This window comes from Pseudarthrobacter defluvii (genome assembly GCF_030816725.1).
GTDB classification, from domain to species: domain Bacteria; phylum Actinomycetota; class Actinomycetes; order Actinomycetales; family Micrococcaceae; genus Arthrobacter; species Arthrobacter defluvii_A.
This window is the reverse complement of the sequence record NZ_JAUSYG010000001.1, coordinates 2,038,859-2,050,900: the sequence shown is the minus strand read 5'-3', so window position 1 is coordinate 2,050,900 and position 12,042 is coordinate 2,038,859. Positions and strand designations below refer to the sequence as shown.

General features: G+C 66.7%; 13 protein-coding genes. 8 read left to right on the top strand and 5 right to left on the bottom strand.

Going from position 1 to position 12,042, the window contains the following annotated elements; genetic code table 11:
- Positions 1-3: 3 nt before the first annotated feature.
- A complete protein-coding gene (locus tag QF031_RS09620; RefSeq protein ID WP_307427154.1) occupies positions 4-771 on the bottom strand; it encodes an ABC transporter permease in 768 nt (255 codons plus the stop codon).
- Entirely contained in the window at positions 768-1,736 is a 969-nt protein-coding gene (locus QF031_RS09615) for an ABC transporter ATP-binding protein (protein WP_307427151.1), read from the bottom strand. Before QF031_RS09615 ends, QF031_RS09620 begins: the two co-directional genes overlap by 4 nt.
- Before the next feature lie 204 nt (positions 1,737-1,940).
- Here QF031_RS09615 and QF031_RS09610 point away from each other — a divergent pair, with 204 nt between their 5' ends.
- From QF031_RS09610 to QF031_RS09585, 6 genes are read left to right on the top strand one after another with little or no spacing between them, the layout of a single operon-like run.
- Positions 1,941-2,747 (top strand): helix-turn-helix transcriptional regulator, encoded by an 807-nt coding sequence (locus QF031_RS09610; RefSeq protein WP_307427148.1) that lies wholly within the window; start codon positions 1,941-1,943, stop codon positions 2,745-2,747.
- Positions 2,747-4,210: a Fe-S cluster assembly protein SufB gene (sufB, locus tag QF031_RS09605; protein WP_307427145.1), complete on the top strand. Its 1,464-nt coding sequence runs from the start codon at positions 2,747-2,749 to the stop codon at positions 4,208-4,210. Before QF031_RS09610 ends, sufB begins: the two co-directional genes overlap by 1 nt.
- A complete protein-coding gene (gene sufD, locus QF031_RS09600) occupies positions 4,210-5,451 on the top strand; it encodes a Fe-S cluster assembly protein SufD (RefSeq protein WP_307427142.1) in 1,242 nt (413 codons plus the stop codon). Before sufB ends, sufD begins: the two co-directional genes overlap by 1 nt.
- Positions 5,452-5,465: 14 nt before the next feature.
- Entirely contained in the window at positions 5,466-5,819 is a 354-nt protein-coding gene (locus tag QF031_RS09595; RefSeq protein WP_307427140.1) for a non-heme iron oxygenase ferredoxin subunit, read from the top strand.
- Between the two features lie 46 nt (positions 5,820-5,865).
- Positions 5,866-6,660, top strand: coding sequence for a Fe-S cluster assembly ATPase SufC (gene sufC / locus QF031_RS09590; RefSeq protein WP_307427137.1), 795 nt, complete (start codon positions 5,866-5,868; stop codon positions 6,658-6,660).
- A 12-nt stretch (positions 6,661-6,672) separates the two neighbouring features.
- Positions 6,673-7,005, top strand: a complete 333-nt coding sequence (locus QF031_RS09585; RefSeq protein WP_307427134.1) for a metal-sulfur cluster assembly factor — start codon at positions 6,673-6,675, stop codon at positions 7,003-7,005.
- A gap of 151 nt (positions 7,006-7,156) precedes the next feature.
- On the opposite strand, the gene ypfJ is transcribed toward QF031_RS09585, so the two are convergent.
- Entirely contained in the window at positions 7,157-8,038 is an 882-nt protein-coding gene (gene ypfJ, locus QF031_RS09580) for a KPN_02809 family neutral zinc metallopeptidase (protein WP_307427133.1), read from the bottom strand.
- 57 nt (positions 8,039-8,095) lie between these two features.
- On the opposite strand from ypfJ, the gene QF031_RS09575 reads away from it, so the two are divergent.
- Positions 8,096-9,502 (top strand): class I adenylate-forming enzyme family protein, encoded by a 1,407-nt coding sequence (locus QF031_RS09575; protein ID WP_307427130.1) that lies wholly within the window; start codon positions 8,096-8,098, stop codon positions 9,500-9,502.
- Positions 9,492-10,670, top strand: a complete 1,179-nt coding sequence (locus QF031_RS09570) for a thiolase family protein (protein ID WP_307427127.1) — start codon at positions 9,492-9,494, stop codon at positions 10,668-10,670. The genes QF031_RS09575 and QF031_RS09570 overlap by 11 nt, the downstream gene beginning before the upstream one ends.
- A gap of 22 nt (positions 10,671-10,692) precedes the next feature.
- Here the strand turns inward: QF031_RS09570 and QF031_RS09565 are convergent, their stop codons facing one another.
- Positions 10,693-11,316, bottom strand: coding sequence for an energy-coupling factor transporter transmembrane component T family protein (locus QF031_RS09565; protein WP_307427124.1), 624 nt, complete (start codon positions 11,314-11,316; stop codon positions 10,693-10,695).
- Positions 11,313-12,041, bottom strand: a complete 729-nt coding sequence (locus QF031_RS09560; RefSeq protein WP_307427121.1) for an energy-coupling factor ABC transporter ATP-binding protein — start codon at positions 12,039-12,041, stop codon at positions 11,313-11,315. Before QF031_RS09560 ends, QF031_RS09565 begins: the two co-directional genes overlap by 4 nt.
- Position 12,042: the final 1 nt, after the last annotated feature.

Below are 12,042 nucleotides of genomic sequence, written 5' to 3'. Positions count from 1 at the left end.
ATCTCAATTCCACTTGAACCAACGGATGGCTGCGGCCCCGGCGAGAACCGTCCAAAGCAGCAGGATGAGGGCGGCGCCGCCGTTCACGGCCCCGCCCAGGAACGCGGCGCGCATCGATTCGCCCAGGGCACCGGACGGCAGGAAGTGCACCACCGCCTGCGCCGCGGCAGGCAGCCGTTCGGCCGGGATCACGATGCCGCCCATGGCCCCCAGGAGGATCCAGAGCAGGTTGGTGATGGCCAGCGTCGCTTCCGGCCGGACTGTCCCCGCCACCAGCAGCCCCAGGGCGGTGAACGCCGCTGCGCCCAGCGCAAGGAGTGCCAGCCCCGGAAGCCAGCCCGCCGCCGTCGGCTGCCATCCCAGTGCAAGGGCAACCAGGCCCACCACCACTACCTGGATGCACAGGACAGCCAGGACGGAGAGGACTTTGCCGGCGATCAGCCCGCCGCGGCCCAGAGGCGTGGTGGACAGGAACCGGAGCACTCCGTAGCGGCGGTCGAAGCCCGTGGCGATGCCCTGGCCGGTGAAGGCCGTGGACATGGCGCACAGGGCCAGGATTCCCGGGACAGCCACGTTGATGCGGCTGGAGCCCATGTTGTCCAGGAAGGGGGTCACGGTCAGGCCGACGAGAGCCAGCAGCGGCAGCACGATTGCCAGGATCAGCTGTTCGCCGTTCCGCAGCATGGTCACTGCCTCGTATTTGCCCTGCAGCAGGACGCGGCGTGCCAGGGACGCCGGCTGCTGCGTGTCCTGCAATCCTGCCCCGCTCATCGGATGTCCTTTCCTGAAATGTCCAAAAAGACGTCTTCAAGGCTACGCGCCTCGAGGCTCAACGCTGCCGGCATGATGCCCTTCGCTTCCCACCATTGGGCCAGCGCGGAGAGGTGGCGCGGCGTGAGGGCGCCGGTGAGGCTGTAGCTGCCGGCGCGGGCTTCGGAAACCTCGACGTCGTCCGGCAGGACCGCGGCCAGGTCCAGTCCGGCCGGGGCTTCGAAGACAAGCGTCCGGACGTGCTCTCCCGCGTGGTCCGTAACGGGGCTGCGCTGCAGCAGTTCCTGGACGGTTCCTTCGGCAACGTTGCGGCCGCCGTCGATGATGTACACGTAGTCAGCCAGGCGCTGGGCGTCATCCATGAGGTGGGTGGTCAGGATGATTCCCATCCCGCTGTCACGCAGCCCGGCAATCAGATCAAACACCAGTTGGCGGGACTGCGGGTCAAGGCCGGCGCTGGGCTCGTCAAGGAAGAGCACTTCCGGCCTGCCGACCAGGGCGGCGGCAAGGGCCAGCCGCTGCTTCTGGCCGCCGGACAGCCTGCGGACGCTGGTACGGCTGAAGGTATCTACGCCGAGCCGGCGCACCAGGTCTTCCAGCGGCCACGGGTTGGCGTACAGGCCTGCGATGTGCCGCAGCAGCGGCAAGGGCCTGGCCGACGGCGGGAGGCCGCCGTCCTGGAGCATGACACCTACGCGGGAACGCAGCTCAGCCCCGGCCGTCGCGGGGTCCTGCCCGAGGAGCGAAATGGTTCCGCCGGTACGTTTCTGCAGGCCCTGCGCGCATTCGAGGGTTGTTGTCTTCCCGGCACCGTTGGCGCCGAGCAGGGCGGTTACCTGCCCGCGCTCCGCAACCAGGGAAACACCGCTGACAACCCTGAGCATCTTGCCGTCCATACTGGACAACGGGCCTACGTCCTTGATGAGCCCATTGATGGACAGGACGGGGGACTGGGGGGATCGCACCACAGTATTCTACGGGACGTAGTATATGGAGCCGGCTTTCAGGAAACACCCCTAACATTGGAGTTTTCGCCGACTGTCAGGGCCTCCGGCATGGCGCACTCTTACATCCCGATAAGAACTCCGCGGAAGTGGCGGCGCGGTCAGGTCAGCCTGCCCTTACTGGAGCCCGGGACTAAATTACGACATGATTGTGTTGTGTATTCCATGACCAACACCACCGCTGTGCCCATGGCCGGGCCCGGTCGTGCCGCATACAGTCCTGTGGCTGATGCCGACGAGCGCACCCGGGACCGGGTCCTTGCCGCTGTGCTGGAACACGGACCTGTCAGCGCGGCCGAACTCGGAGACCTGCTGGGGTTCACCCCGGCGGCAGTCCGGCGCCACCTTGACCACCTCTCCCGTGCGGGCGTCATCGAGGTCAAGCGGGTTGCCAAGCCCGGTGCAGGCGCGGGCCGCCCGGCCCGCCGCTACGTCCTGAGTTCCCAGGGCCAGTCAAGCCTGGGCAATGACTACCTGGACATCGCCGCCCTCGCACTTCAGGAGCTGCAGAAGGTCGCCGGCCCGGACGCCGTGCGGGCCTTCGCCGAGGAGCGGTTCGCGGACATGGAGCGCCGGTACGCACCTGAGATCGAACAGGCCGGGCCGGAAATCCGTGACCGCGCCACCGCACTTGCCGCCGCACTGAGCCGCGACAACTTCGTCGCCTCCGCCGCGTCCATCGAAGCGAAGGCCCCGCTGCCCGCAGCCCTGTCCAGCGTGCAGCTTTGCCAGGGCCACTGCCCCATCCAGCAGCTCGCGGCCCGATTCCCGGTTTTCTGCGACGTTGAAACCGAAGTCTTCTCAAAACTCCTCGGAGTGGACGTACGCCGGCTCTCCACCCTGGCCCGCGGCGGCCACGTCTGCACCACCCACATTCCTACAGGCAGGCTGTCTGCCAAACCGGCCACCGTGCCGGCGGCAGCCCCCGCCGGCCTGGACAAAGTAATCAACCATCAGCAAGAAAGGCCGTGATGACGGACCAACTATCAGAGAAAGCAGTAGCCGAAAACACTGTGATCTCGGAGATTCTGGAAAAGAATCCCGAGCTCCACGGCATCGGCAACTACGAGTACGGCTGGGCTGACAAGAACGACGTCGGCGCCAATGCACGGCGTGGTCTCGATGAAGAGGTAGTCCGGGACATTTCGGCCAAGAAGAGCGAACCCGAATGGATGCTTGACCTCCGCCTCAAGGGCCTGAAGTACTTCGACCGCAAGCCCATGCCCACCTGGGGTGCAGACCTCTCCGGCATCGACTTCGATAACATCAAGTACTTCGTCCGCTCCACCGAGAAGCAGGCAGCCACCTGGGAAGACCTGCCCGAGGACATCCGCAACACCTACGAAAAGCTGGGCATCCCGGAAGCGGAGCGCAGCCGCCTGGTCTCGGGCGTTGCCGCCCAGTACGAGTCCGAGGTGGTCTACCACCAGATCCGCGAGGACCTCGAAGCCCAGGGCGTCATCTTCCTGGACACCGACACCGCACTGAAGGAACACCCGGAGATCTTCCAGGAGTACTTCGGCACCGTGATCCCGGTGGGCGACAACAAGTTCGCTTCACTGAACACCTCAGTGTGGTCCGGCGGATCGTTTGTATACGTGCCCAAGGGCGTCCACGTGGACATCCCGCTGCAGGCCTACTTCCGCATCAACACGGAAAACATGGGCCAGTTCGAGCGGACCCTGATCATCGCGGACGAGGACTCCTACGTCCACTACATCGAAGGCTGCACCGCGCCGATCTACACCTCGGACTCGCTGCACTCCGCCGTGGTGGAGATCGTGGTGAAGAAGGGCGCCCGCGTCCGGTACACCACCATCCAGAACTGGTCCAACAACGTGTACAACCTGGTGACCAAGCGCGCGGTCTGTGAAGCCGGCGCCACCATGGAATGGGTGGATGGCAACATCGGCTCCAAGGTCACCATGAAGTACCCGGCCGTCTACCTGGTGGGCGAGCACGCCAAGGGCGAGACCCTGTCCATCGCCTTCGCCGGCGAAGGCCAGCACCAGGACACCGGTTCCAAGATGGTGCACATCGCGCCGAACACCAAGAGCTCCATCATCTCCAAGTCCGTGGCCCGCGGCGGCGGCCGTGCTGCCTACCGCGGCCTGGTCCAAGTCCGCGAAGGCGCCAAGCACTCAGCCAACACCGTGCGCTGCGACGCCCTGCTCGTGGACACGATCTCCCGCTCGGACACCTACCCGTACATCGACATCCGCGAGGACGATGTCCAGCTGGGACACGAGGCCACCGTTTCCCGCGTCAGCGAGGAACAGCTTTTCTACCTCATGTCCCGCGGCATGCCCGAGGACGAGGCCATGGCCATGATCGTGCGCGGCTTCATCGAGCCGATCGCCCGCGAGCTGCCCATGGAATACGCCCTTGAGCTGAACCGCCTCATCGAACTCCAGATGGAAGGATCCGTCGGTTAATGACTGCCGAAGCAACTACCGAAAAGGCGCGCATCGGCGCACCGTCGATCGCCGGTTTCACCGAGGAAGGCGAGCATCTGGTCGCCTCCAAGGTGGACCGCCACCACAGCCATGGCACGCAGGTCATGGCCTCCCGCGCCGAGCGCCTCACCAGCCATGACGTGGCCGACTTCGCCCTGCCCAACGGCCGGGAAGAGGAATGGCGCTTCACGCCGGTGCGCGAACTGGCCAACCTCCTGTCCGATGCCCCGTCGGACGCCGGAGCCCTGGCCGTTTCGCTCGAGGCGCCCGCAGCCGTGGTGCAGCGGACGCTTCGCGCAGGCGAAGCCCCCCGCGGTGCCACCCTTGTCCCCGCCGACCGTGCCGCCGTCGTGGCTTCCGCCAATGTGGAGGAAGCCCAGCTCATCTCCATCCCGGCGAACGCCGAACTGGACGCTCCCGTGCGCGTTGTCCTGACCGGCAACGGCCCGGACCTCCGCAGCAACTCGCACGTGGTTATCGAGGCCGGATCCAACAGCCGCGGCGTGGTGATCCTCGAGCATGGCGGCAGCGCCGACCACAACGGCAACGTAGAGGTCCTGGTCCGCGAGGGCGCCCAGCTGACGGTTGTTTCCGTGCAGCTGTGGGAAGACGACGCCAAGCACCTGGCCCAGCATGACGCCGAGGTTGCCAAGGACGCCGTCTACAAACACATCGCCGTGACACTGGGAGGCAAGATCGTCCGCCTCAACTCGAATGTCCGGTTTGCCGGTGAAGGCGCCGAAGCCGAGCTCCTGGGCCTTTACTTCGCCGACGCCGGCCAGCACCTGGAGCACCGTTCCTTCGTGGACCACAACGTGGGCAACTGCAAGTCCAACGTCCTGTACAAGGGCGCGCTGCAGGGCAAGGGCGCACACACGGTCTGGGTTGGTGACGTGTTGATCCAGAAGCAGGCCGAGGGTACCGACTCCTACGAGAAGAACCAGAACCTGGTCCTCACCGACGGTTGCCGTGCGGACTCCGTGCCCAACCTTGAAATCGAAACAGGCCTGATCGAGGGTGCCGGCCACGCCAGTTCCACGGGCCGCTTTGATGACGAGCACCTGTTCTACCTGATGGCCCGCGGTATTCCCGAGGACGTCGCCCGCCGACTGGTGGTCCGTGGCTTCCTCAACGAGATCATTCAGCAGATCAAGGTCCCGGCCCTCGAAGAGCGCCTGACCGAGGCTGTGGAACGCGAACTCGCGGCATCCGAGAACTGAGCAGGCAGGAACGTATGAGCGGCACACCCAAAGGCGAGCTGGTTTGCAGCGCCAATGACATCCAGGTCAAGCAGGCGCTGCGGATCCTGATCGACGGCTACCCCGTGGCCGTAGTGCGGGATTCGATGGGGGAGATCCACGCCATCGGCGACACCTGCTCGCACGCGGACATTTCCCTGTCCGAGGGCGATGTGGAAGGCTGCGCCATCGAGTGCTGGGGCCACGGCTCCCAGTTCGACCTGCGCAGCGGCCAGCCGCTGCAGCTCCCCGCCTACGATCCTGTTCCGGTATTCGCCGTCGAACTCGACGGAGACGACGTCTACGTGGACGTCACCAACGTTTTGAACGGCGCAGCAGTAAACAACTAACTGGGCGCCCGCAGCATCAGACTTACGAGCGAAAAGAAAGAAGAGCATGTCAACTCTTGAGATCAAGGACCTGCACGTCAGCATTGACACCGAGCAGGGCAGCAAGGAGATCCTGAAGGGCGTCAGCCTGACCATCAGGACCGGCGAGACGCACGCCATCATGGGACCCAACGGCTCCGGCAAGTCCACCCTGGCGTCCACCATCGCGGGGCACCCCCGCTACACCGTCACCAGCGGCACCATCACCCTGGACGGCGAAGATGTCCTGGCGATGAGCGTTGACCAGCGCGCCCGGGCAGGCCTCTTCCTCGCCATGCAGTACCCGGTGGAGGTCCCCGGTGTCACCATGACCAACTTCCTGCGCACCGCCAAGACGGCCATCGACGGCGAGGCACCCAAGCTCCGCACCTGGACCAAGGACGTCAAGGCAGCCATGCAGCAGCTGCGCATCGACGCCGACTTCGCCGAGCGCAACGTCAACGAAGGCTTCTCCGGTGGCGAAAAGAAGCGCGTGGAAATCCTGCAGCTGGAGCTCTTCAAGCCCAAGTTCGCCATCCTGGACGAGACCGACTCCGGCCTGGACGTGGACGCACTGAAGATCGTGTCCGAGGGCGTTAACCGCGCACACTCCGAGGGCAACATGGGCACCTTGCTCATCACCCACTACACTCGCATCCTCCGCTACATCAAGCCTGAATTCGTCCACGTGTTCGTGGACGGCCAGGTTGTTGAGGAGGGCGGCCCCGAACTGGCCGACCGCCTTGAGGAAGAAGGCTACGACCGTTACGCCAAGGGCGCCGGCGCAGCCACCGTCGCGCCTCCGGCCGCAGTACAGGCCTAGTTAGGACTTGTCATGACCGAAATAAAGGCGGGCCGCACGGCCCTGGAGGACGTCGAAGAGGCGCTCAAGGACGTCATCGATCCTGAGCTCGGCGTGAACGTTGTGGACCTGGGCCTGCTCTACGGCCTTAAGTACTCCGACGACGACGGCGCGCTCCTGATCGACATGACGCTGACCACCGCCGCCTGCCCGCTCACCGACGTGCTCGAGGAGCAGGTGGGCCAGGCCCTGGACGGCGTCGTGGACGACTGGCGCCTGAACTGGGTATGGATGCCGCCTTGGGGTCCCGAGCGGATCACCGATGACGGCAAGGACCAGATGCGGGCCCTCGGCTTCAACATCTAAGTCCCCACTGCTATAAGTACGACGACGGGCGGTTACCTTCCAAGGGGAAGGTAACCGCCCGTCGTCGTTGGCTCATCGATTGCTGCGTAAATGCCGTTATGACCTCTCAAAACGGCAGTTACTCAGCAACCGATGGAGTTGCACGATGGGGTTAGAGGGTTGCCGCGGAGAACGTGTCGCACTGGTTGATGTCGCCGGTCTGGTAGCCGCGGGAGAACCAGCGCTGGCGTTCTGCACTGGAGCCGTGGGTCCAGCCCTCGGGGGAGACGCGCCCGGTCGCGGCCTTTTGGATCCGGTCGTCACCCACCGATGCGGCGGCGGACAACGCGTCGTTCACGTCCTGCTGGGTCAGGGGTTCCAGATAGGGCTGACCGGTAGCAGGGTCCGGAGTGGTGGAGGCGTACTTGGCCCAGAGGCCGGCGTAGCAGTCAGCCTGCAGTTCGGTGCGGACGGAGCCGGACTCCGGTCCCTGGGGATCCTGCTGCGCCCGCTTCAGGTCGCCGAGCAGGTTCTGGACGTGATGGCCAAACTCGTGGGCTACCACGTACTCCTGGGCCAGGGGACCGCCGGAGGATCCAAAGCGGTCCACGAGTTCCTGGAAGAAGCCGGGATCGAAGTAGGCGGTGGTGTCCGTGGGGCAGTAGAACGGGCCCACCTCGGAGGTGGCGGCCCCGCAGCCGGTGTTGGTGCCGCCGCTGAAGATCACTGCCTCAGGCTGCGGGTACTGCACCTTGTACTGTTTGAGGTAGCCGGGCCAGAACGCGTTGAGGCTGTTGACGGTGCCGGTGATCCGGCAGTCCAGCCGGGCGTCGGCGTCCGCCCCGGTTTTGCAGGCCGGGGCCGTGCCTTGGGACTGCCCCGCTGTGCCGCCGTCGGTCAGGCCGCCAAGCATGTTGGGGTTGATGCCGAGCAGGAGGGCAACGAGCAGCACCAGGCCGCCGCCAATTCCGCCGCCCACCTTCACTCCGGTGCCCATGCCCCGTCGGTCCTGGACCTGGGAGGGGTCAAGCTGCACATTGTCATTGAAACTCATAACGTCACATTACCCGCGGGCCCGGCGCTCAATCTGGCCGGCCGGTAAAGTTGGTCTGTGCCTTTCCTCGACAAGCTCCAGCGCTGGGCCGGGCAGCGGCCGCACGACACCGCCGTCGTAATCGCCGGGAAGCGCCTGGACTGGGCGGAACTGCGGGACGCCGCCGCTGAGCTGGTGGCCGGGACCAAGTCGGTCACCGCGCTGTGTGAGGCCAATTCGGTGGGTTTTGCGGTGAAATTTGCAGCCGCCGTGGCGGGTGGCCGGCAATGCGCAGTCCTGGATCCGGGCTGGCCCGCAGCGTTGCAGGAAGACATCGTCCGGCGGGTGGAAGCACGCGCCGATCCCGCCCCGGTGTCCCCGGATGACCAGCTGGCCGACGGGACTCCGGACTCCAGCTTCCTGATCGGCCTCACCTCCGGAACCACGGCGGTGCCCAAGGCGTTCACCCGCTCCCGGCGGTCCTGGCAGCAGTCCTTCGAGGCTTCCATCGAGTTCTTCGGGCTCCGGCGGGACGACGTCACCCTTGCCCCCGGCCCGCTGGTGGCAAGCCTTAACCTCTACGCCCTGGCCGAGTGCCTCTACGCGGGTTCGGAGTTCCAGACACTGGAGACGTTCGACGTCGGCGACGTCCACGCTGCCATCACGCACGACCGCGTCACCCGGCTGGTCCTGGTACCCACCATGCTGCGGATGCTCAGCGAACGCGGCATGACCGGATGCGTGGACGCTTCCGGGATCCGCAGCATCATCTGCGCCGGCTCCAAGCTCGACGCCCGGACCCTGGAAGCGGCCCGCCGCTGGGCCCCGAACGCCACCATCTACGAGTACTACGGCGCCTCCGAACTGAGCTTCGTGTCCGGCCTGGGCCTGGCCCCTGGACAGCCTGCCACCGCCGGCGGAACCGGAATCGGCAGGCCTTTTCCCGGGGTCGACGTGCGGATCCTGGATGACAACGGCGCCCCGGTCCCCGACGGCGGTTACGGCAACATCTGCGTCCGGAGTGGAATGGTGAGCAACGGTTACCTGTGGGGTGACGACGGCGAAGCGCTGCGGTCCTTTGGCGACTGGTACACCGTGGGGGACCAGGGCTATCTCGCGGACGGTGAGGTGCACATTCTGGGCCGCCGTGGCGACATGATCCTCACCGCGGGCCGGAACGTCTACCCGCACGAGGTGGAGCTGGCATTGGCGGCCGTCCCCGGGGTTGCGGCAGCCGTCGCCGCCGGGATGCCCGATGACTTGCGCGGCCAGCGCGTGGTAGCCGGCGTGCTGCCATCCCATGGCGGAATAACTGCCACACAGCTCCGGGCCGGCCTGGAGGACATCCTGTCCCGGCACAAGCGGCCCTTGCAGTACTACCTCCTCCAGGAGCTTCCCGTCACGGACCGCGGTAAGGTCAGCCGGAACGTGTTCCTGGACTGGATCAACGCCCGGGATCCCAGGGTGCGTGCACTTGGCGCCTGACTTCCTGCCACCCGACCGCCAGCCCGTCATCATTGCCGCCCGCCGGACTCCTGTGTGCCCCGTGAACGGTGCATTGCGGAACCTGCGCGCCCACGAACTCCTGGCGCCGGTCCTGCGGTCGCTCGTCGCTGGGCTTACCCTTGATCCCGCCTCTGTCACAGACGTGGTGATCGGCAACGCCGTGGGTGGCGGAGGCAACGTCGCACGCCTCGCGCTGCTGGAAGCCGGACTTCCGGTTGGCGTGCCCGGGATCACCGTGGACCGGCAGTGCGGCTCGGGCCTGGACGCAATCGTCCTGGCCGCCCGCCTGGTCGCGGCCGGAGGCAGCCCGCTGTACCTGGCAGGGGGAGTGGAGAGCACCAGCACCGCGCCCCTGCGCGCCCACCGGACGGACGACGGCGGCGCGGACTTTTATCGGCGCGCCCAGTTTGTGCCTCACGCTTTCGGCGACCCGGACATGGGCGTGGCCGCGGAAACGGTCGCCAAGGAATACGGTGTAGCCCGGGAGCGGCAGGACGCCTTCGCGCTGGCCAGCCACCGAAAAGCCCTCGCGGCCATCCGGGACGGACGCTTCACGGACGAACTCGTGCCGCTGGATACCCCTGCGGGGACGGTCTCTTCTGATGGTGGCCCGCGTCCTGGCCTTACCCCGGCCATCATGGGCCGGTTCCCGGCCGCCTTCGTGCCCGGGGGAACTGTCACCGCCGGAAACTCGTGCTTTGACGCGGACGCTGCCTCCGCCGTCGTCATCACTTCTCTGGAGCGTGCGCGCGAACTGGGGGCACGCGACGGGCTGCTGGTGCGCAGTACGGCAACCGCCGGCGTCGACCCACAGCTGCTGGGAATGGGTGCAGTCCCGGCGGCCACTGGTGTGCTGGCTGCCGCGCGCGTGAAAGCCGGCGAGCTGGACCTGGTGGAGTTCAACGAGGCGTTCGCTTCGCAAACACTCGCGTGTTTGGACCAGCTGGGCATCGATCCCGGCCGGGCAAACCTCGACGGCGGGGCGCTGGCGCTGGGGCACGCCTACGGTGCGTCGGGTGCCGTGCTGGTCACCCGGCTGCTGGCCCAGTCGCGGCGGGCGGACACCGAGTGTGCCCTGGGACTGGCCATGATCAGCATGGCCGGTGGAATGGGCACGGCGGCGCTCCTGGAGTACCGGCGGCTCTAACGCCGGCCAGCGTCCGGGCCGGTCAGTCTTCCGCTTCGCCCAGGCCGCGGGCGGCGAGCGCCTCGCCCGTTTGGCGCGCATAGGCCACGGAGGTGATGAACACCGGCAGGACCAGCGCGCGGGGGTTCCGTTCGAGGCCGCGGGCCCTGGCGGAATCGCGGACGTCCGCGAAGGTGCCGGCAATGAACGGGATGCTGCGCAGCATGATGCCGATGGTCAGGGCAAAACGCTCGGGGTCGGCGCCGAACCTTCGGAAGGGACGCGCCAGCCGCACCACGCCGTCCAGGAGCCGCTGGATCGGGGTGGTGGCGGTGAGCAGTGATGCTGCCACCACACAGAGCAGGATGTTCAGTACGATCCGCGCCGCCGTGGGACCGCCGAGCTGCCACCATTGGAACAGGCCGACGACCACGAGTACCGGCGCGAGGGGCCGGACGGCGTGCCACAGCCTTTTCACCCCGGCGCCCGTGGCCAGGAACAGGCCGCACAGCAAGGCCAGGACCGCAGCGGAGATGCGCCAGTCCGCGATGGCGAAGGAAGCCAGGCCGCAGGCGATGACCAGGAGGAACTTCAGTGCCAGCGGTGCCCTGTGGAGGATTGAGTTTCCCGGCACATAGTTGGCCAGGAGGAAGCCGTGGCCCCTCACGGCGCATCCCGTTCGGCTTCGAGCCCGCGCAGGCACCATGAGCGGTAGGCTGCCACGGCTTCCGCGGGGGCGCCGTCGAACGCCACCCGGCCTGCTTCGATCACCAGGACCCGGTCCATTTCCAGGGCCAGGTCGAGGTCGTGGGTGGACATGATGATCTGCTGGTCCAGGTCCGCCAGGGTCCTGCGGAGCAGTTCGCGGTTGCGCAAATCCAGGAGGGTGGAGGGCTCGTCCAGCACCAGCACCCTCGGGTTCACTGCCAGCACGGCTGCCAGGGCCATGAGCTGCCGTTCGCCCCCGGACAGCTCATAGATGCTTTGATCGGCCAGGCGCAGGAGGCCCAGGCGTTTGAGGGCTGCCCCGGCCTGGCGGCGCCGCTCCGACCCGTTCTTTACCGACCGGCGCAGGGACAGCTCCACATCTTCCCGGCCGGTCGGCATCACCAGCTGGGACAGGGGATCGGTGAAGACGAACCCGACGTTGCGCCGGACCTTCCGGACGGCACCTACTGTGCTGTCGCCGTCGACCGTTACCGTGCCGCTGGTGGGCTGGACGAGCCCGTTGACCAAGCGCAGCAGCGTGGATTTGCCGGAGCCGTTGGCGCCGATGATGCCGACGCGGGCTTCCTCCAGCCGGAGATTGACCCCGTCAAGGAGGACTTTGGGCTGAGGGGAGACCTCTGTTTCGACGGCGACGGTCACCTGGTGGAAGGCCACTGCGGGCATG